The following is a 20,885-nucleotide window of genomic DNA, read 5'->3' on the forward strand; positions in this document are numbered from 1 at the left end:
CGCCCCATGCAGTCTGCATGGGGTTTTTTGTGTTTTAATGATTGAATGAATATAATAGACTTTTTTCATTTATGATAAAAAGAAAATGTCATACAATTGTCCCCCTTTTTGTCGAATTTACAGTTTACAAACCCTATGTACATACGTTAATATGAACAAATGTGAAAGATTTTGATAGTTATTGAATGAATTTGAGTGATTTTAGTTGCTTGAAGTAAAAAAAGCGTTTACAATTATCTTGCAGCCGAAATGAATACGTTTTCAAAGGAGGCGGAATATGCTCACTCCTGAAAGGTATCAGCTGATTATGGATCAGATTGAAAAGCGAGATGTGGTGAAGATTCAAGAGCTGATAAGCATGACAAACGCTTCTGAATCAACGATCAGAAGAGATTTATCAACACTTGAAGAGCGCGGGTTTTTAAAGCGCGTTCACGGCGGGGCGTCTAAACTTTCCAACAGCAGGCAAGAACCCGATATGCTTGAAAAATCCTCCAAAAACCTTCAGGATAAACTGAAGATCGCTGAAGAAGCGGCATCTTTATTAGAAGAAGGTGACTGTATTTACCTTGATGCGGGAACAACTACATTGCACATGATTGATTTTATAGATCATACAAAGGACATTGTGGTTGTCACAAACGGGGTTATGCATATCGACGCTTTAATAAGGAAAGGGATTCCTTTTTATCTTCTCGGAGGATATGTGAAGCATAGAACAGGTGCGATGATCGGCGGCGCCTCATTAACGGCGGTCAGCCAGTACCGTTTTGACAAAAGCTTTCTCGGGGTGAACGGCGTGCACATTGAAGCCGGCTTTACAACACCCGATCCGGATGAGGCTCTTCTGAAGACAAAGGCTGTGAGACAGGCGAAAAATGCGTATGTTTTAGCCGATCCTTCTAAATTCGGCGAGATTTCTTTCGCAGCGTTCGCCGCCTTGGGCGATGCAGCTATCATTACCACTGAAGCTGAAGAACTTGCATTCGATAATTACCAAGAAAAAACTGTCGTAAAGGTAGTGAAACCATGATTTACACTGTAACCCTCAATCCGTCTGTTGACTATATCGTTCACGTTGAAGATTTTGCCGTAGGCGGTTTAAACCGTTCCAGCTATGACACGAAGTATCCCGGCGGAAAAGGCATCAACGTTTCGAGATTACTGAAAAGACACCATGTGCCGTCAAAAGCATTGGGGTTTGTCGGCGGATTTACCGGAAATTATATCACGTCATTTTTGCAGCAGGAAGGTCTGGAAACGGCTTTTTCTGAGGTGGATGAAGACACGCGTATAAATGTAAAACTGAAAACGGGCGATGAAACGGAAATTAACGGACAGGGCCCGACGATTTCAGACGAAGTGTTCAATGCCTTTTTAGAACAGTTCTCCGCTCTGGAAGAGGGAGACATCGTCGTTTTAGCGGGAAGCATCCCTTCTTCCCTGCCGCATAACACGTATGAAAAAATTGCTGAGGCATGCAGAAAGCAGAATGCCCGGGTAGTGGTGGACATCTCCGGTGAAGCGCTGATGAAAGCGACTGAAATGAAACCGTTTTTGATGAAGCCGAATCATCATGAGCTTGGGGAAATGTTCAATACGGTCATTGATTCAGCCGAAGCTGCCGTTCCTTACGGTAAAAAATTAATTGAACAAGGCGCTGAACACGCGATTGTTTCGATGGCTGGCGACGGTGCGCTTTTATTTACGAAAGAGGCGGTTTTCCTCGCCAATGTTCCTAAAGGAAAGCTTGTCAATTCGGTAGGGGCGGGTGATTCCGTCGTCGCGGGATTCCTTGCGGGAATTTCAAAACAGCTGCCTTTGGAAGATGCGTTCCGTTTAGGAGTTGCTTCCGGAAGCGCGACGGCATTTTCTGAAGAACTCGGAACTGAAGAGTTTGTACAGCAGCTTCTTCCTGAAGTTAAAGTCACACGTCTATAGAGGAGGAAAGAAAAGTGAAGATAACTGAGCTGTTAACAAGAGATACAATTCATCTCAATATAGAAAGCAAAGAGAAAGAAAACGTTATCGATGAAATGGTGACAGTGCTTGACAAAGCCGGCAGATTAAATGACAGAGAGGCTTACAAAGCAGCCATTTTAAATCGTGAAAGCCAAAGCTCGACGGGAATCGGCGAAGGCATTGCCATTCCTCACGCGAAGACGGCGAGCGTCATTAACCCGGCCATCGCATTCGGACGTTCAAAAGAAGGTGTGGATTATGAATCATTAGACGGTCAGCCGGCACACTTGGTCTTTATGATTGCGGCAACCGAAGGAGCAAACAATACGCATCTTGAAGCATTATCAAGACTTTCAACGCTTCTTATGCGTGAGGAAATCCGCAAACAGCTTCTTGAAGCTGAATCAGAAGATGCGATCATTGACATCATCAATCAGCATGACAAAGATGACGATGAGGAAGAAGAGCAGGAAGAACAGGCAGCGCCGTCAGGAAAAGGCAAAATCCTTGCTGTTACGGCATGCCCGACAGGTATCGCCCATACGTTCATGGCAGCTGACGCACTGAAAGAAAAAGCGAAAGAGCTCGGCGTTGACATTAAAGTCGAGACAAACGGCTCAAGCGGTATTAAACATAAGCTGACGGCTCAAGAAATTGAAGACGCGCCTGCGATTATCGTAGCGGCTGATAAACAGGTTGAAATGGAGCGCTTTAAAGGCAAACATGTTCTTCAAGTGCCTGTAACGGCCGGTATCAGACGTCCACAGGAACTGATTGAAAAAGCCGTTAACCAAGATGCGCCGATTTACGAGGGCAGCGGCGGAGGATCTTCCGCTTCAAATGAAGACGGTCCGAAACAGAAATCAGGCACAAGCATCGGAAGTACTTTCTATAAACACTTAATGAGCGGTGTCAGCAACATGCTGCCATTTGTCGTCGGCGGCGGAATTCTCGTTGCGATTTCATTCTTCTGGGGAATTCATTCAGCTGATCCGAAAGACCCGACATACAACACGTTTGCTGCAGCACTGAACTTTATCGGTGACGGTAATGCGTTAAAGCTGATTGTTGCAGTTCTTGCCGGATTCATCGCAATGAGTATTGCGGACCGTCCGGGATTTGCGCCGGGTATGGTCGGCGGATTTATGGCTACGCAGGCGAATGCCGGATTCTTGGGCGGACTGATTGCCGGATTCTTAGCCGGTTATGTCGTAGTCCTTTTGAAAAAGCTGTTTGTTTTTATTCCTCAGACTCTTGACGGATTAAAACCTGTATTGATTTATCCGCTGCTCGGTATTTTTATCACCGGTGTCCTGATGCAGTTTGTCATTAACACACCTGTAGCAGCGTTTATGAATTTCTTAACAAATTGGCTTGAAAGCCTTGGAACTGGAAACCTTGTCTTAATGGGTATTATTTTAGGCGGTATGATGGCTATCGACATGGGCGGCCCGCTCAATAAAGCGGCGTTCACTTTCGGTATCGCGATGATCGATGCCGGAAACTATGCGCCGCATGCGGCCATCATGGCGGGCGGAATGGCTCCGCCGCTTGGAATCGCACTGGCGACAACATTCTTTAAACACAAATTCTCTAAACGTGACCGTGAAGCCGGTATTACGTGCTACTTCATGGGAGCAGCTTTCGTTACAGAAGGCGCCATTCCGTTTGCAGCGGCTGATCCGCTTCGCGTCATCCCTGCAGCGGTTGTCGGTTCTGCGGTAGCGGGCGGACTGACAGAGTTTTTCCGGGTAACGCTTCCTGCACCGCACGGAGGAATATTCGTTGCATTCATTACGAACCATCCGCTGCTTTACTTAATGAGCATCGTGATCGGAGCGATTGTAACGGCGGTTATCTTGGGAATCATCAAAAAACCGGTAGTAGAGAAATAAGCGAAAAGCGTCCTTTACGGGCGCTTTTTTCAATCATATGCGCATAGAAGCGTTATGTATTTTGTGATGAGTTGTGATAAAGTAAAGATGGTACATGAACCGAAACAGTGATCGTCTAGGAGGAACCACGTTGACTGAAGAACAAAAACCTACTTCTGAAAAATCGGTAAAAAGAAAATCCAACACATATTGGGAATGGGGAAAGGCCATCATTATAGCGGTTGCACTTGCGCTGTTAATCCGCCATTTCCTGTTTGAACCGTATTTAGTGGAAGGATCATCAATGTACCCGACATTACATGACGGTGAAAGACTGTTTGTCAACAAAAGCGTCAATTATATCGGAGAAATCGAGCGGGGGGACATCGTCATTATTAACGGCGATACGTCGAAAGTCCATTATGTAAAGCGGCTCATCGGAAAACCTGGAGAAACGGTGGAAATGAAAAATGACACGCTTTATATAAACGGCAAAAAAATCGCAGAACCGTACCTCGCGAGCAATAAAAAAGAAGCGAAAAAACTGGGAGTCAACCTGACGGGAGATTTCGGCCCCGTAAAGGTTCCGAAAGGCAAATACTTCGTCATGGGCGACAATCGGCTGAATTCAATGGACAGCCGGAACGGCCTCGGCTTAATAGCCGAAAACCGGATCGTCGGCACCTCGAAGTTTGTGTTCTTCCCGTTTCATGATATGCGTCAGACAAAATAAAAACGCCGCGCTGCCCGATTCGGACAGCAGGCGTTTTTTATTTGGCAAACGAGGCCGCGACGGCGATGAACAATACCGTGGCCAGCACTGATCCGACAATGGCCAGAACGCTGAAAAAAAGATTCACCTGCTTCTTCTCTTTGCCGCGTTTTTCAAGCATCCGTTTTGAAAAGAGATGCGAAAACGTATAAATGAGGGCGATTCCGACGTACAAGCCGATGTCACGTGCCGTAAAGCCTGTGACGGCCAGAAAAACCCCGGTGAAGAAAATCATAAGACAGTATTCTGTGAGTGTTAAAAGCTTCAACTTGTTCCTCCGTGATGAATATGTATATATATCTATTGTATCACAGCGCTCCGGGTTTGACGTCTGCATCTTTTCAAACCCGTATATTCGCAGGGAAACATTTCTCTTCCCCTTTATTCATGGTATACTTTTAATGATGATAGACACGATGGAGGATTCTAAATGATTGCTGTAAATAATGTGAGCTTGCGTTTTGCGGATCGCAAGTTATTTGAAGATGTCAATATTAAATTTACGCCGGGCAACTGCTACGGATTAATAGGCGCAAACGGTGCCGGAAAATCAACATTTTTGAAAATTTTATCCGGTGAGCTGGAGCCGCAGACCGGCGATGTCCATATGAGTCCGGGCGAACGTCTTGCCATTCTGAAGCAGAACCACTTTGAATATGAAGACTGTGAAGTGCTGAAAGTCGTCATTATGGGACATAAACGTTTATACGAAGTCATGCAGGAAAAAGACGCGATTTATATGAAGCCTGATTTTTCAGATGAAGACGGCATCCGTGCCGCTGAACTTGAAGGAGAGTTTGCGGAATTAAACGGATGGGAAGCTGAAAGTGAAGCCGCTATTTTGTTAAAGGGGCTGGGCATCTCTGAAGACCTGCATACGAAGAAAATGGCCGACTTAGGCGGTTCAGAAAAGGTGAAAGTGCTTTTGGCCCAGGCGCTGTTCGGCAAGCCGGACGTTCTGCTGCTTGATGAACCGACCAACCACTTGGATCTGAAAGCGATTCAGTGGCTGGAAGAGTTTTTAATCAACTTTGAGAACACAGTCATCGTCGTATCCCATGACCGTCACTTTTTAAATAAAGTGTGCACGCACATCGCCGATCTTGATTTTAATAAAATTCAAGTGTACGTCGGCAACTATGATTTCTGGTATGAATCAAGCCAGCTTGCTTTAAAGCTTTCTCAGGAAGCCAACAAGAAAAAAGAAGAGCAGATTAAACAGCTTCAGGAGTTCGTGGCCAGATTCAGCGCCAACGCCTCTAAATCAAAGCAGGCGACATCAAGAAAGAAACTCCTTGATAAAATCACGCTTGATGATATTAAACCGTCATCACGCCGTTATCCTTATGTCAATTTCACGCCGGAACGCGAGATCGGAAATGACGTGCTGCGGGTTGAAGGCTTAACAAAAACGATTGACGGGGTTAAGGTGCTTGATAACGTCAGCTTTATTATGAACAGAGAAGACAAAATTGCATTTACGGGCCGCAACGAACTTGCCGTTACGACATTGTTTAAAATCATTTCCGGGGAAATGGAAGCAGACAGCGGCACATTTAAATGGGGCGTGACTACATCTCAGGCGTACTTCCCTAAAGACAACAGCGAGTATTTTGACGGCAGCGATGCGAACCTTGTCGACTGGCTCCGCCAATACTCGCCGCATGACCAAAGCGAAAGCTTTCTGCGCGGTTTCTTAGGACGCATGCTGTTCTCAGGAGAAGAAGTCAACAAAAAATCAAACGTCCTTTCCGGAGGAGAAAAAGTACGCTGCATGCTTTCAAAAGCGATGCTTTCCGGCGCGAATATCTTAATTCTGGATGAACCGACAAACCACTTAGATTTGGAATCCATTACGGCGCTTAACAACGGCTTAATCAGCTTTAAAGGCGCTATGCTGTTTTCATCTCATGACCATCAATTTGTACAGACAATTGCCAACCGCATCATTGAATTAACGCCTAAAGGCATTGTTGACAAACAAATGTCTTATGACGAATTTCTTGAAAACGCGGATGTGCAGAAAAAGCTTGAAGAGCTATACGCGTAATAAAGAAGCAGGGGAGACTCTGCTTTTTTATTTATGAAAAAAGTTTTCAATCTTCTGACTTCCCGTTACAATAAAGGAATACATAAATTGAAAAGAGACGGAGGAATGCATCATGAAGTTTTTAGTTGTCGGAGCTGGGGGAGTGGGCGGATATATCGGCGCGCGACTTGCAGAAAAGGGAAATGACGTTACGTTTCTCGTCCGTCAGAAGCGGGCGGAACAATTAAAAGAGACGGGATTGACCGTCAAAAGTGCAAATGGTGATGTTTCAATCAAGCCGAAAATAATCATGGCGGGCGAAGATGGAGAGTTTGACGCCGTTATCATCGCATCAAAAGCGTATTCTTTGCAGGACGTCATTGGGGATGTCAAACCGTTTGTCAAACCTTCGTCGGTCATTATTCCTTTTTTAAACGGATACAGGCACTATAACCAGCTGTTTGAAGCTTTTTCAAAACGGCAGGTGCTGGGCGGCCTCTGCTTTATTGAGAGCGCCCTTAACGACAAAGGGGACATTCTTCATACGAGCGCTGCCCACCGCTTCATTTTCGGTGAATGGAGCGGGGAACGCACGGAACGTATAAATGAGCTGGAAAAAGCGTTTGCGGGTGTGAAAGCGGATGTCATCATCAGTCGGGAGATTGAAAAGGACATTTGGAAAAAATATATGTTTATTGCCGCGCAGGCGGGCGTGACCACTCTGTTTCAACAGCCGGTCGGACCGATTTTAGAAACAGAAGGCGGCCGCAGCACGGCAAAGCGCCTCTTTGCTGAAATCGGAGCCATTTTCAAGGCTGCCGGCATCCCGAAAGATCCTGGTCTGGAAGAAGAGAGTTATCGCACATTGACAAGCATGTCTTACCATATGAAATCGTCGATGCTGAGAGATATGGAAAAGGGCAGGGTGACGGAAGGTGATCATTTACACGGCTTTTTGCTTGAGAAAGCGAAAGGCTTGTCAATTGATACACCTGTTTTGGAAACCGTCTGCGCCAACTTGCAAATGTATGAAGCGAAATAAAAAGGAGGCCTGATCGCCTCCTTTTTTTATTAAAATGCCCAGTTTCCGTTTCTGAAGATCGGTTCTCTTTTCCCGTCCGCGGTAATACCGTCGATATTCATGTCTTTGGAACCGACCATAAAATCTACGTGTGTAATGCTTTCATTTAAGCCCTCTTTAACAAGCTCTTCCCGTGTCATTTGTTTGCCGCCCTCAATATTAAAGGCATACGCACTGCCGATCGCCAAGTGGTTAGAGGCGTTTTCATCGTACAGTGTGTTGTAAAATAAAATATTTGATTGTGAAATCGGTGAATCGTAAGGCACTAAGGCCACTTCACCGAGATAGTGTGAGCCTTCATCGGTTTCGACGATGCCTTTTAAAATCTCCTCGCCTTTTTCAGCTTTCACATCGACAATGCGGCCGTTTTCAAAGGTAAGAGTGAAGTTATCAATAATGTTGCCGCCGTAGCTCAGCGGTTTCGTGCTGGAAACCGTGCCGTTCACCCCGTCACGCTGCGGAAGGGTGAAAACCTCTTCTGTCGGCATGTTGGCCATGAATTCGTGACCGCTTTCATTCACGCTTCCCGCGCCTGCCCATACATGTTTTTTCGGCAGTTCAATGGTTAAGTCTGTTCCTTCAGCCTGATAATGCAGGGCGCTGTAATGTTTTTTGTTCAGGTGTTCCACTTTTTCATGAAGATTTTGATCATGTTTTTTCCATGCTTCCACAGGGTTTTCTTCATTTACGCGGGTCGTTTTGAAAATTTCTTCCCATAAAAGCTGAACGGCTGTTTCTTCCGGCTGATCCGGGAACACTTTTTTCGCCCAGCCTGTTGAAGCAGCTCCGATCACCGTCCAGCTGACCTTATCTGATTGAATATATTGTCTGTATGTATGCAATGCTTTTCCGGCGGCTTTTTGGAACGCTGCAATCCGTTTGCCGTCAGTGCCTTTTAACAGGTCGGGGTCGGATGAGACGACAGAAATAAACGCAGCCCCTTTTTTCGCGAGCTCTTCTTTTCCTTTTGCTTCCCATTCAGGATACTCTTCAAACGCTTCAAAAGGTGCCATCTCGTATTTTAATCTGGACAGTTCATCGTCCTGCCAATTTACGGTGACGTTTTTTGCGCCTTTTTCATAAGAATGTTTGGCAAGCAGTCTGACAAGTTCCCGGACATCAGTTGAGGCATTGATTACGACATGCTGTCCTCTTTGGACATTGACGCCGACTTCTACCGCCAGCTGAGCATATGTATTTAACTTTTCAGTAAACGAACTCATCGTTCATTCCTCCTCATCGGTTTTTCTCATCATATCAAATAACGCCTCATAAAGGAAAGAAAGGAGCACAAACGAAAAAGACACAGCTTTTGCTGCGTCTTTACGGGTGATTCAGTTTTACGGCGCCGCCGGCCGGAGAATGGGGCATATTGGCCAGTGAAATGCTCATACCCCCCAAAATAATTCCGCTTAAAATGACGGCTACTGCTACGCGTCTTCCCACATCTCTAAGCATATGCTTCCTCCTTAATGTTTCTCCAGTTCTCACAATATGAGCCGGCCGGAGAAAAAAGAAGCACAATCTTATTATTTAATCGCTTTTTGCAGCTTGTCGATGACGTCTAATGAACGCCCAGTGCCGATAGCCACTGATTCAAGCGGATTTGCCGCCAAATGAACGGGAACGACGATTTCATCTGTCAGCCATTCTTTCATCCCGTTTAAAAGGGAGCCTCCGCCGGTTAACACGACGCCGCGGTCAACGATATCACCGCTGAGCTCCGGCGGACAATCTTCAAGCGTCGCTCTGATCGCTTCAAGAATATGCAGGAGCGACTCACGCATCGCGTGCTGAATTTCATTAGACTGCAGTCTGATTGTCTTCGGCAGACCGGTTACAAGGTCACGCCCGCGGATTTCCATCGTTTCCGGCACATGTTCGATCAATGCAAATCCGATTTCCATTTTCACTTGTTCTGCCGTGCGTTCCCCGATCAGCAGGTTGTATTTTTTTCTGACGAACGAGGCGATATCTTCATCAAGCTGGTCGCCGCCGATTCTGATCGAATGGCAGGATACGACTCCACCGAATGAGATGATGGCGACTTCAGTCGTACCGCCGCCGATATCTACGACGACGTTTGCGACCGGCTCGTCAACAGGGAGGTCGGCCCCGATTGCAGCGGCTACGGGTTCTTCAATCAAGTGAACGTTTTTCGCTCCGCAGTTTTTGACAGCGTCACTGATGGCGCGGCGTTCAACGGCTGTTGAGCCTGAAGGCGTGCAGACGACGACATTCGGTTTGCGGAAGGTCATTCCGATTTTTTTTCCGGCTTTTTTCATAATGTGTTTTAATAAGTCAGTTGTCATATCATAATCAGCAATGACACCGTCTTTCATCGGCCGTACGGCGACGATTTTCCCCGGCGTCTTTCCGATCATGCTTTTGGCATCCGTTCCGATGGCAAGCACCGCTTTCGTTGTTGTATCTACAGCGACAACGGAAGGCTCGTTTAAAATAATACCTTTATTTTTACTGTAAACAAGTATATTAGCGGTTCCTAAGTCGATTCCGATCTCAGTTGATTGAAACATGTTTTCACCCAATCCCTATCCTGATTTAATTGATTCTACATTTAAAGTTTCTGAGAAAAACCACGATTTTTGGGGGTTTCCGCCGGGAATGAAATGTTTTTGTAAAAAAGGAGGGAAAGTCTGTATCCCGTATTTCAAAAGGCTTTTTTTCTGTAAAAAACATTCATTTCCGGATGCTGAGAAACTTTTGCTCCGTTCCTTTCGTCTACGTTTATGAAGGATTTTCCTTGGACATAAAGAAGAGACATTAAAGGAAGTAGGGGATTTCTATGAAATCAATTGGTGTAGTAAGAAAAGTAGACGAACTCGGGCGTATTGTCATGCCGATTGAATTGAGAAGAGCATTGGATATCGCTATTAAAGATAGTATTGAATTTTTCGTTGACGGAGACAAAATTGTCTTAAAAAAATACAAGCCGCACGGCATTTGCTTAATGACCGGGGAAATTACCTCCGAAAATCAGGAGTACGGCAACGGCAAAATTATTTTAAGTCCTGAAGGAGCGAAAATGCTGCTTGAGGAAATCGAGGAAGCGTTAAAAGATAGATCATAATCAGCAAAAAGGGCGGGGCATTATTCCGTCCTTTTATTATGAACTTGTGCAAAAACTCACGGGAAAAGTAAGCGAACCTGCTCAATTAATTGGGAATAGTTATCATTTTTTAGTCAATAATGCAGTCAACAATGTTACAATATATGTAGAAATGCTAGCGGCAGGTGGGACTATGGGAAAATATCAAGCGCGTATCATTTCCTTAATCTTGGCAATGATTTTTATTATGTTTTGGGATTATTTATTTTATATGATTGAACGGAATCCGATTAACTGGCCCGTTGACATCACCTTTACCGCCGTCACATTAATCAGCGTCTGGCTGCTGGCTTATTATGTGGACAATAAAAAGCAGCTGCTGGCGGAGCTGAAGGACAGCGAGCAGAAAGCAAAGGCGCTTTCAGATGAGAAAAACCGGATCATGGACAATTTGCAGGAAATCGTTTTTCAGACGGATTCACAAGGGAATATTACATATTTGAATCAGGCCTGGACGACGATTACGGGCCACTCCATCAGCGAATGTATGGGCACGATGTATAATGATTATTTTATAAAAGAAAAACATATCATTGATTATATTATCTCCCAAATCAAGCAGCAGTCCCCGTCAGGAATGTTTACGGCCAAATATATTAAAAGAGACGGCACGATTTTTTGGGGGGAAGTCCATTATAAGCTGTATTATGACCGCAGACAGAAATTTGTCGGGAGCCTGGGGACGATGTCTGATATCAGTGAACGGAAAAAAGCGGTCGACGAGCTTCTGGAAACGAACGAACGCCTTGCCATGCAATCTCAAAAGCTGGCCATTGCCGGAGAGCTTGCGGCAGGAATCGCCCATGAAGTAAGAAATCCTTTAACGTCAGTCAGCGGCTTTCTCCAGCTGATGAAAGCCCAGTATCCGGAAAGAACGGATTATTTCGATATTATTTTTTCGGAGATTAAAAGGATTGATCTCGTGCTGGGGGAGCTGCTTCTGCTCGCCAAGCCGCAGACCGTGACGTTTACCGCTCATCATCTCAACCATATTTTAAGGCAGGTGGCGACGCTTCTTGACACGAACGCGGTGCTGTCGAACACTGTGATTGAGAAGGATTTCAGGCAGACTGAGTCCTGTATGGTCAACGGTGACGAAAACCAGCTGAAACAGGTATTTATCAATATTATTAAAAATGCGATTGAAGCGATGCCTGACGGCGGGAATATTCATATTTATACAGAACGGGATGAAGAATACGCGGTGATCAGCATACAGGATGAAGGAAACGGCATGTCGAAAGAAAAGCTTGAAAACATCGGCAAACCGTTTTTCTCAACAAAAGATCAGGGAACGGGTCTCGGGCTTCCGATTTGTTTACGAATTCTGAAGGAGCATAATGGTAAACTTAACATTAAGAGCAAAAATGGAGAAGGCAGTACGTTTCAGGTGATTCTGCCGTTAGAAGCGGCTGCTGTCCAAAAGGAGGAAAAATAACTTGCTTCTTTTTGTATACGGTTTGTTACGGAAGCGTGAAGAAAACCATGAACTGCTGAAAGGCGCTCCGTGTGTGTGCGAGCAGGCCGCGATAAACGGTGTGCTGTACGAAACGGATAAAGGTCAGCCTGCGGCGTCTTTAGCAGAAACAGCTTTTGTGTACGGGGAATTGTATGAAACAGATCATCAGATGATCCGTAAGCTGGATATGTATTATGCTGATTTTGACCGGAAAGAGGTTGCCGTGACGACGGATGCCGGGAATAAAACCGCCTTCGCATATGTCGTAAAGCCCGACCAGTGTGCCTCATTCAGCCGTATCAAAAGCGGAGACTGGAAAGAATACCGTTTTATGAAACGGGAGGATGACAGTCCGGTTTATTATTTCGCTTACGGCTCCTGTATGGACAATGCCCGGTTTAAACAGGCGGGGGTCGACCACTTCTTTGCCGAGCCGGTCGGAGGGGCGGTTGTTGAAGGATATTCGACGAGATTCACGTTAAGGCGTCCTGACGGTTCCAGAGCCGATCTTGTTGAAGACGGGGGACGAACTGAAGGCGTGCTGTACAAGCTCCCGTTTGAAGCGGCAACCTATCTGTACAAAAGAGAAGGTGTTGATAACCACACATACCGTCCCGCGTTCATAGAAGTGTGTGCCGGCGGCCGTGTATACAGAGGCGTCCTGACGTTCCTGGTTCTTGATAAAGCTGAGGAAATTGCGCCTCCGGGTCACTATCAGGAAGAAATCGAACGCGGAGCGGACCTGTATTTATCACCCGCCTTTTCAGAAAAGCTCAAACGCTATATGAATTCATTGCCGAAAATGTGATACTATTCCTATTAGAGATATTGTTTAAAGGAGTACTGTTATGAGAAAAGAGTTTGCCGTTATCGGTCTCGGACGCTTCGGCGGAAGTATCTGCAAAGCATTAAGTGAAGAAGGCCTTGAGGTCATGGCGATGGATATTGATGAAGATAAAGTAAATGAATACGCCAAAATCGCATCACACGCGGTCATCGGCGATTCAACCGATGAATCGGTGCTGAAAAACTTAGGGCTGCGCAACTTTGACCACGTCATTGTGGCAATCGGCGAAAATATACAGGCGAGCATTTTAACGACGCTGATCTTAAAGGAACTCGGCGTGAACACGATCACGGTTAAAGCGCAGAACGATTATCATGAGAAAGTGCTTGCGAAAATCGGGGCCGATCACATCGTCCACCCTGAACGTGACATGGCAAAACGCATCGCCCACAACATCGTATCAAATAATGTGCTTGATTATTTGGAGCTGTCCGACGAACACAGCATTGTGGAGATCGTGGCCAACAGCAGGCTTGCGGGCAACACACTGCTTGATCTGGACATCCGGGCGAAGTACGGCATTAATATCGTGGCGATCAAGAGAGAAAAAGAAGTGATCGTATCTCCGCTGGCGACTGAAATGATTCAAAAAGAAGATATTCTCATCGTTATCGGCTCTCTTACGGACATTTCCCGATTTGAAAAAAGAGTGCTTCATACAAAGTGAAAAGCCGTCCGTAAAAGGACGGTCTTTTATTATGTCAGAATAGAAAGACATTTATCATGTAAGCGGTATATTCTGCAATTTTTATTGACTATGATCAGGCGATCCGATAGCATATTGTACCATATAAAGAAAAAGAGGAGGCCTCATTTTGAACAAAGAAACACTGGCTGAACGGCTGAATGCATCAGCCGGCAGACAAAAAGCCGATACCGTCATTAAAAACGGAAAAATCATGGATGTATTTAACCAGGAATGGATCTCTGCAGATATCGCCATTACGGACGGAGTGATCGTCGGGCTGGGCGAATATGAAGGGGAAGAAGTCATTGATGCAGAAGGCCAAATGATCGTTCCGGGCTTTATTGACGGACATGTTCATATCGAGTCCTCTATGGTTACTCCGATTGAATTTGCTAAAGCCGTCCTCCCTCACGGAGTGACGACTGTCATTACTGATCCTCACGAAATTGCGAATGTTTCCGGAGCAAAAGGCATTTCATTTATGATAGAGCAGGCGAAAAAGGCGCCGCTGAACATCCGTTTCATGCTTCCTTCCTGTGTTCCCGCCGCTAGTTTTGAACGCTCAGGAGCTGTATTAAAAGCCGAGGATTTAAAGCCTTTTTATCAGGAGAAAGAGGTGCTCGGGCTTGCGGAAGTAATGGATTATGTGTCTGTTGCGGAAGGTGAAGAGGATATGCTTCAGAAACTGCTTGATGCCAAGCGTCACGGAAAACGGATCGACGGGCATTTAGCCGGACTGTCTTCAGATATCATCAATATATACAGAACCGCAATGGTGTCAAATGATCATGAAGTGACGACAAAAGAAGAAGCGCTGGACAGAATCAGACGGGGAATGTACGTCATGCTGCGCGAAGGATCGGTGGCCAAAAATACGCTCAATGTGCTGCCGGCGGTGAATGAAAAAAACGCGCGCCGCTTTTTCTTTTGTACGGATGATAAGCATGTAGATGATCTGCTTTCAGAAGGAAGTGTGAACCACCAAGTCAAAATGGCGATAAAGGCGGGACTTGATCCATTCCTTGCGTATCAGCTCGCCAGCTTAAATGCGGCTGAGTGCTACGGCCTTGAAACAAAAGGGGCGGTAGCGCCGGGTTTTGACGCAGATCTGCTGTTCATTTCAGATGTACGGGAGGCTGCCGTCACGAAGACCATGGTCGCCGGCCGGACCGTTGCCGAGAACGGGCGAACGGTTGATGAACAGTCTGCCGGTTCCTATTCGCCGGACCAGGCACTGTTGGATACAGTGCGGCTGAAATCGCCGCTGACTGAATCTGATTTTCATATACCGATTCAAGAGGGCAGGAAAATGAAAGTAATCGAAATGATACCGAATCATTTGGAGACGAGAAAAAAAGAAGTGCCTGCACCGTCTGCTGACGCGTTTCGTTCTGATACAGATAATGATTTATTAAAAATCGCCGTCGCAGAGCGGCACAGCGGCGAAAAAATGATAGGACTCGGGATTGTACATGGGTTCGGGTTAAAAGAAGGCGCCATCGCCACAACCATTTCTCACGATTCCCATAATATCATCGCCGTCGGTACAAACGATGCCGATTTGGCAAAAGCAATCAACAGGCTCCGTGACACCGGGGGCGGATTAACAGCCGTGAAAAACGGAGAATTGCTTCACTCCGTTCCGCTTCCGATCGCCGGGCTTTTGTCTGATAAGTCGGCGGAATGGGTCAATGACAGCTTGGGCGTGCTTCATGAAAAGCTTCCTCTGCTCGGATTCACCGGTGATTTCAATCCGTTTCTCACCTTATCGTTTTTAGCCCTTCCGGTGATTCCGGATATTAAAATGACGGCGGCCGGTCTGTTTGATGTCAAAGCCTTTCAGCATATTCCGCTGCAATAAAAAAACTGCACTCGTAATGAGTGCAGTTTTTTTTAGACCTCCATAATGATCGGAAGGATCATCGGGCGGCGTTTTGTTTTTTCGTATAGGAACGGAGCAAGCGTATCGGTAATTTCGTTTTTAATTTCGGACCACTGCGTTGTTTTCCGATCCATTACTTTCTCCAGATGGTTCGAAATGAGCTGCTGCGCGTCATTGATCAAATCACCGGATTCTCTCATGTATACAAAACCTCTTGAGATTAAATCAGGTCCCGCCGAAACCTTAAAGTCGTCCATATTGATGCTGACAACAACGATAACAAGGCCTTCTTCTGAAAGAATGCGGCGGTCGCGGAGCACGATATTGCCGATATCACCGATTCCGCTTCCGTCAATGTAAACGGAGCCGGACGGAATTTTGCCTGCCACAGCGGCTTCTTCGCCTTTGAGGGCCAGCACTTCGCCATTATCCATGATAAAGCAGTTTTCTTCAGGTATGCCGCAATCAGTCGCGAGTTTGACGTGCATTTTCTGCATTCTGTACTCACCGTGAATCGGCATAAAGAACTTCGGTTTGATCAGGCGGAGCATTAATTTCTGCTCTTCCTGTCCGCCGTGTCCGGATGTATGAATGTCATTCAATGAACCGTGAATGACTTCTGCGCCCGCACGGTACAGCTGGTTGATGGTGCGGCTTACGCTGATTGTGTTTCCGGGTATCGGAGAGGAAGAAAAGACGACTGTATCTCCGGGATTAATGGAAATCTGCCGGTGCGTCCCGTTAGCGATGCGTGATAACGCCGCCATCGGTTCACCTTGGCTCCCCGTACATAAAATCGTTACCTTATTGGCAGGCAAACGATTGATTTCGTTATGCTCAATAAACGTATTTTTAGGACAGGTAATGTAACCGAGATTTTGTCCGATTTCAATAGCCGATTCCATACTGCGTCCGAATACGGCAACTTTTCTGCCGTTTAAAACGGCTGCTTCAATCACCTGCTGAAGACGGTGTATATTCGAAGCGAATGTCGCAAATATAATTCTGCCGTCCACTTTTCGGAAAATATCGTGAATGCTTTCGCCTACGCGGCGTTCTGACATGGTGAAATCAGGAACCTCACTGTTTGTACTGTCAGAAAGCAGGCACAAAACGCCTTCTTTCCCGATTTCAGCCATCTTTGTCAAGTTGGCCGGTTCGCCTACCGGTGTGAAATCGAACTTAAAGTCCCCGGTATGTACGATATTGCCCGGCGGTGTTTTGACGACGATTCCGTATGAATCCGGAATGCTGTGTGTCGTTCTGAAGAAGGATACAGACGTCTTGCGGAACTTCACGATGTCGTCTTCACCGATGATGTTTAATTTGGTCTGTCTTAACAGCCCGTGCTCTTCAAGTTTATTCCGAAGTAAGCCGATCGCGAGTTTACCGCCGTAAACGGGAATATTTACTTGTCTGAGCAGGTACGGAATACCGCCGATATGGTCTTCATGACCATGGGTGATAAACAGACCTTTAATTTTATCTTCATTTTTTACTAAATACGTGTAATCGGGGATTACGTAATCAATGCCGAGAAGTTCATCTTCCGGGAACTTGATTCCCGCATCAATCAGTACAATTTCATCCTGAAACTGCACCCCGTACGTATTTTTCCCGATCTCGCCCAATCCGCCGAGGGCGAAAACGGCAGTCTGGTCATTTTTTACAAATTTCATTCCGCTCATAACTCCAATACTTTAAAATTTTCGCTCTGCTTCTCATATTCTAAAAAAGCACCGTCCACAGGCTGAACAAATTCAATGTTGTATTTCTGATCTTTCAGTTTCGTTCTGACGTCCCGTTCTGAAACGCCCTCAATGTAAAGTGAATCTGTTTTTTCCCGAACAGGTACTTCGTCAGCCTTCTCTTGATAAAATACCTTATAAATCATCCAAATCTCTCCTTAAATGCCGTATGTTAGACTCGCTCATTCTATTATATTCGAAAACGGATTATAAGGAAAGTCTCGAGCAAAAAAGGGACTTTCAAAAACCGAAAGATCCCTTCTACGCGATGACTTTTTTCCGGAGCATTCCGCCCCACTGTCTTCTGAGTTTCTTCCGTAATCGGCGCAGCATTGTATACCTCCTTTAAAGCCCTTTATAGCAGTAGTATGCGGAAAAAATGAATTTGTTTTCGTGGGTAAAACTGGAATTTGATCAAGGCGGTTTTCCGGAAGAAAAACTTTCTGTATGATGATATTGAAAAAGACACGACTGATAAACGGGAAAAAGGAGAAATTGACATGAATCCAAAACTGATCTTTTTTGATATTGACGGCACGATCTATGACCATGATAAACATATTCCCGATAGCGCAAGAAACGCCGTGACGGCGCTTAAAGAGGCTGGGCATCACGTTTTTATCGCCAGCGGAAGGTCCCCGTTTATGGTAAAACCGATTCTGGAAGAGCTTGAGATTGAATCATTTATTTCATACAACGGCCAGTATGTCGTATTTGAAGGTGAGGTCATTTATAAAAATCCTCTTCCTGAAGATGCGGTTGCGCGTTTATTAAAGCAGGCGGCAGAAGGGGAGCATCCCGTCGTATTTATGGCGGAAGACACGATGAAAACGACCGTCCCCGGACATCCGCACGTCTCGGAAGGTATCGGCAGTCTGAAAGCGCCTTATCCCGAAGTTGATGAAACATTTTATAAAGGAAAAGAAATTTATCAGCTGCTTTTATTCTGCCGCGGACATGAAGAAAAAGCATATGCCGCTTTTCCGGAGTTTGATTACGTCCGCTGGCATGAATTGTCCACGGATGTGCTTCCGAAAGGCGGTTCAAAAGCGGAAGGCATTAAAAGAGTGCTTGAGCGGCTTCCGTACGGCGTAAGTGACACTTATGCATTCGGCGACGGACTAAATGACCTTGAGATGATCCGTTTTGTCGGCACCGGGGTGGCGATGGGAAATGCGGTTCCGGAATTAAAAGCTGCCGCCGATTTCGTCACAAAGCCGGTGGATGAAGAGGGAATCAGCTGGGCCGTCAAAGAACTGGGCCTTTTGTAATAAAGAAAACCGGCACTTTGGGAAGTGCCGGTTTTTTTTAACGGTCAATGGCAATGGCGTTTTCAGGTTCTTTGAACGGATCTTCTTTATCGATATGGTCGTAAAACATCACGCCGTTCAGATGATCGATTTCGTGCTGAAACACGATGGCCGGAAAACCTTTGAGGCGGATGTCAATCTGTTCTCCTTCAAGCGTCACTGCCTTCACGCGGATGCGGGCGTAGCGCGGCACATAGCCGGGAATGGGTTCGTCTACCGACAGGCAGCCTTCTCCGCTCGTCAAGTAGCTTTTTTCCACTGAGTGGCTGACGATTTTAGGGTTAAAAAGAGCATAGCTGTATAAAGTGCCTTTCGCATCTTCTGCATGGACGGCGATCATCCGTTTTTTTACGTCTGTTTGCGGAGCGGCAAGACCGACGCCCGGACGAAGCTTGTATTTCTCGGCTAATTCAGGATTTTGGCTGTTTTTCACAAACTCAATCATATCAGCAAGATGCTGTTTTTCTTCGTCAGAAGCGGGAAGCTGAACCTCTTCAGCGATCTCTCTGAGCGCGGGATGTCCGTCGCGTACAATATTTTCCATAGTAATCAAGAAACTTCACTCCTAAAGCTTAATATGTAAATTATAGCGAATTTCTTTATCGCGGCGCAACGAAACAATTGGCCGGCCATAGCAGGCCGGCCGATTTTCATGGTGTATAAGGTCAGCAGCCGCAGCCTAAATAAGCGGCACCGACGATGATTAATAAGATAAACAATACGACGATTAATGCGAATGTGCGGCCATATCCGCCGCCGCAGCCATAACCGTAACCGCCATAACCGTATCCGCCGCCGCAGCAACCGCCGCCAAATCCGCCGCCAAATCCATATCCGTACATAAAAAAACCTCCTCTTTTAATTACGCTGACCCTTTGTCAGCAGGGCCGGCGTCTACTATAAACTATGTAAAAGCCAAAAAGATGTATGGTCATCCGCCCTGTTTTCTCAATTTTTTACGCAAGTATTCTTTGACATCACCGTAAGCGTCTTTTTACCCGGTCATGCCAATTACAGCTCAGCTATTGTCAAAAAGCGTTCGGGCTTCTATAGTGGAAATTGTCAAGATTGGGGGATTTTAAGTGAATATGATTCAAAAAAAGGTAATAGCAGGAATCGGAGCGCTCGGCGCCGCAAGTATGCTGCTTGCGGGCTGCGGGGGAAAAGATCCGGTTGAATCGCTTCATGACTCGATGGAAAAAGCCGTTCAAGCGGAAAAACCGTTTCAAAAAGAGCAGAAAACATTGGAAAAATTGGAGAAAAAAGAGCACAAGCTTTACGACAGCGCGGTTAAACTGAATATGGATGATTATCAGAAAATCGTCACACTGTCTGATCAGGCTCTGAGCAATGCAAATCAGCGAAAAAAACATCTGAAAGCAGAAAAAGACAGTATTGATGATTCAAAAAAAGCATTTGAATCCGCAAAAAAAACTTCTCAAGAAATAAAGGATAAGAAAGTAAAAGAAAAAGCCGGGCATGCTGTCGCTTTAATGGAGAAAAGATATGCATCTTATGATCTTTTGTACAAAAAGTACGAAAAAGCCATTTCACTTGATAAGGACCTTTATAAACTGATTAAAGATAAAAAGCTCACATTAGCGCAGCTGGAAGAGCAGATCAGCAAAGTAAACTCAGTTTACGAAAAGGTGCATAAACAAGCAGATGAGTTCAATCAATTTACTAAAGACTACAACAAAGAGAAAGAACTATTATTCCGCGAATAGTATAGTGAAGGCATATCGGCATGGGCTGATGAACTGATAACAACCGAGTTCAGCCGCCTGTAAAATGGCGGCTGAAGAATTGGTATATACGTGTGTTTCCCATTGACAACATGTAAATCATGGTATAGTATTTATTTAGGGAAATATTCACATAAAACCAATCGTTGTTTCGGCACGTTGGAATGTTTTTATTATATTGATATATAAAAAACGGAATGAAAATGCGGTTTTAATTATCAGAAAATTCTATCTATTTATATTTGCGGCAATATGATATTTGTACATGTTTTTGCTTTTAAACCTTTATCCGGCATAAAGGTTTTTTTATTTTGCTTCGTATTGCTTATTAAGTAAATGACAATTTTAAAATTGAAGT

Annotated in this window: 21 protein-coding genes; 13 read left to right on the forward strand and 8 right to left on the reverse strand. The window is 45.4% G+C overall.

Annotated elements, in window-relative coordinates:
- Window positions 1-277: 277 nt before the first annotated feature.
- The 4 genes from VP472_RS07095 to sipT all read left to right on the forward strand — a co-directional run bounded on the left by VP472_RS07095 (window position 278) and on the right by sipT (window position 4,569).
- Window positions 278-1,033 (forward strand): DeoR/GlpR family DNA-binding transcription regulator, encoded by a 756-nt coding sequence (locus tag VP472_RS07095; protein ID WP_014417627.1) that lies wholly within the window; start codon window positions 278-280, stop codon window positions 1,031-1,033.
- A complete protein-coding gene (gene pfkB / locus VP472_RS07100) occupies window positions 1,030-1,941 on the forward strand; it encodes a 1-phosphofructokinase (protein WP_003154572.1) in 912 nt (303 codons plus the stop codon). The genes VP472_RS07095 and pfkB overlap by 4 nt, the downstream gene beginning before the upstream one ends.
- Window positions 1,942-1,955: 14 nt before the next feature.
- On the forward strand, window positions 1,956-3,857 hold the full coding sequence (locus tag VP472_RS07105; RefSeq protein ID WP_146276679.1) for a PTS fructose transporter subunit IIABC: 1,902 nt from the start codon (window positions 1,956-1,958) through the stop codon (window positions 3,855-3,857).
- Window positions 3,858-3,951: 94 nt separating this feature from the next.
- Window positions 3,952-4,569 carry a signal peptidase I sipT gene (gene sipT / locus VP472_RS07110; protein ID WP_369719103.1) on the forward strand — a complete coding sequence of 206 codons (618 nt, stop codon included), beginning with the start codon at window positions 3,952-3,954 and terminating at the stop codon, window positions 4,567-4,569.
- 37 nt (window positions 4,570-4,606) lie between these two features.
- Here sipT and VP472_RS07115 read toward each other — a convergent pair whose 3' ends face one another.
- Window positions 4,607-4,876, reverse strand: a complete 270-nt coding sequence (locus tag VP472_RS07115; protein WP_021493749.1) for a hypothetical protein — start codon at window positions 4,874-4,876, stop codon at window positions 4,607-4,609.
- Between the two features lie 162 nt (window positions 4,877-5,038).
- Between VP472_RS07115 and VP472_RS07120 the strand changes: the two genes are divergently transcribed.
- Window positions 5,039-6,658: an ABC-F family ATP-binding cassette domain-containing protein gene (locus VP472_RS07120; RefSeq protein WP_003154562.1), complete on the forward strand. Its 1,620-nt coding sequence runs from the start codon at window positions 5,039-5,041 to the stop codon at window positions 6,656-6,658.
- Between the two features lie 112 nt (window positions 6,659-6,770).
- Complete coding sequence (locus tag VP472_RS07125) at window positions 6,771-7,679, forward strand: ketopantoate reductase family protein (protein WP_146276681.1); 909 nt, start codon at window positions 6,771-6,773, stop codon at window positions 7,677-7,679.
- 29 nt (window positions 7,680-7,708) lie between these two features.
- On the opposite strand, the gene VP472_RS07130 is transcribed toward VP472_RS07125, so the two are convergent.
- The 3 genes from VP472_RS07130 to mreBH form a co-directional block, all read right to left on the reverse strand.
- Window positions 7,709-8,941, reverse strand: coding sequence for an aminopeptidase (locus tag VP472_RS07130; RefSeq protein WP_070081754.1), 1,233 nt, complete (start codon window positions 8,939-8,941; stop codon window positions 7,709-7,711).
- Between the two features lie 100 nt (window positions 8,942-9,041).
- Complete coding sequence (locus VP472_RS07135; RefSeq protein WP_003154559.1) at window positions 9,042-9,176, reverse strand: protein YkpC; 135 nt, start codon at window positions 9,174-9,176, stop codon at window positions 9,042-9,044.
- A gap of 71 nt (window positions 9,177-9,247) precedes the next feature.
- Entirely contained in the window at window positions 9,248-10,255 is a 1,008-nt protein-coding gene (gene mreBH, locus VP472_RS07140) for a cell shape-determining protein MreBH (protein WP_003154558.1), read from the reverse strand.
- Between the two features lie 269 nt (window positions 10,256-10,524).
- Here mreBH and VP472_RS07145 point away from each other — a divergent pair, with 269 nt between their 5' ends.
- The 5 genes from VP472_RS07145 (at window position 10,525) to ade (ending at window position 15,703) form a co-directional block, all read left to right on the forward strand.
- Window positions 10,525-10,809: a transcriptional regulator AbhA gene (locus VP472_RS07145; protein WP_024085249.1), complete on the forward strand. Its 285-nt coding sequence runs from the start codon at window positions 10,525-10,527 to the stop codon at window positions 10,807-10,809.
- Between the two features lie 172 nt (window positions 10,810-10,981).
- Window positions 10,982-12,286, forward strand: a complete 1,305-nt coding sequence (locus tag VP472_RS07150) for an ATP-binding protein (protein ID WP_014304932.1) — start codon at window positions 10,982-10,984, stop codon at window positions 12,284-12,286.
- A gap of 1 nt (window position 12,287) precedes the next feature.
- On the forward strand, window positions 12,288-13,115 hold the full coding sequence (locus tag VP472_RS07155) for a gamma-glutamylcyclotransferase family protein (protein WP_077722153.1): 828 nt from the start codon (window positions 12,288-12,290) through the stop codon (window positions 13,113-13,115).
- Between the two features lie 40 nt (window positions 13,116-13,155).
- Window positions 13,156-13,821 carry a Ktr system potassium transporter KtrC gene (gene ktrC, locus VP472_RS07160; protein ID WP_003154554.1) on the forward strand — a complete coding sequence of 222 codons (666 nt, stop codon included), beginning with the start codon at window positions 13,156-13,158 and terminating at the stop codon, window positions 13,819-13,821.
- A gap of 148 nt (window positions 13,822-13,969) precedes the next feature.
- The gene (gene ade / locus VP472_RS07165) at window positions 13,970-15,703 is read left to right on the forward strand and encodes an adenine deaminase (RefSeq protein WP_146276683.1); all 1,734 of its coding nucleotides are present in this window, start codon (window positions 13,970-13,972) and stop codon (window positions 15,701-15,703) included.
- A gap of 32 nt (window positions 15,704-15,735) precedes the next feature.
- Here ade and rnjA read toward each other — a convergent pair whose 3' ends face one another.
- On the reverse strand, window positions 15,736-17,403 hold the full coding sequence (rnjA, locus tag VP472_RS07170; RefSeq protein WP_007409649.1) for a ribonuclease J1: 1,668 nt from the start codon (window positions 17,401-17,403) through the stop codon (window positions 15,736-15,738).
- 5 nt (window positions 17,404-17,408) lie between these two features.
- Window positions 17,409-17,618, reverse strand: a complete 210-nt coding sequence (locus tag VP472_RS07175; RefSeq protein WP_003154548.1) for a DNA-dependent RNA polymerase subunit epsilon — start codon at window positions 17,616-17,618, stop codon at window positions 17,409-17,411.
- 354 nt (window positions 17,619-17,972) lie between these two features.
- Here VP472_RS07175 and VP472_RS07180 point away from each other — a divergent pair, with 354 nt between their 5' ends.
- Window positions 17,973-18,743 carry a Cof-type HAD-IIB family hydrolase gene (locus VP472_RS07180; RefSeq protein ID WP_146276685.1) on the forward strand — a complete coding sequence of 257 codons (771 nt, stop codon included), beginning with the start codon at window positions 17,973-17,975 and terminating at the stop codon, window positions 18,741-18,743.
- 37 nt (window positions 18,744-18,780) lie between these two features.
- Here VP472_RS07180 and def read toward each other — a convergent pair whose 3' ends face one another.
- Both def and VP472_RS07190 read right to left on the reverse strand, forming a co-directional pair.
- On the reverse strand, window positions 18,781-19,335 hold the full coding sequence (gene def, locus VP472_RS07185; RefSeq protein ID WP_039063011.1) for a peptide deformylase: 555 nt from the start codon (window positions 19,333-19,335) through the stop codon (window positions 18,781-18,783).
- 112 nt (window positions 19,336-19,447) lie between these two features.
- A complete protein-coding gene (locus VP472_RS07190) occupies window positions 19,448-19,624 on the reverse strand; it encodes a YjcZ family sporulation protein (RefSeq protein ID WP_032862645.1) in 177 nt (58 codons plus the stop codon).
- Window positions 19,625-19,870: 246 nt separating this feature from the next.
- Here VP472_RS07190 and VP472_RS07195 point away from each other — a divergent pair, with 246 nt between their 5' ends.
- Window positions 19,871-20,509, forward strand: a complete 639-nt coding sequence (locus VP472_RS07195; RefSeq protein WP_153986745.1) for a YkyA family protein — start codon at window positions 19,871-19,873, stop codon at window positions 20,507-20,509.
- The last annotated feature ends 376 nt before the right edge of the window (window positions 20,510-20,885 follow it).

Origin of the sequence: Bacillus sp. MT(2024) (genome assembly GCF_036362845.1) — a bacterium.
GTDB classification, from domain to species: Bacteria; Bacillota; Bacilli; order Bacillales; family Bacillaceae; genus Bacillus; species Bacillus velezensis.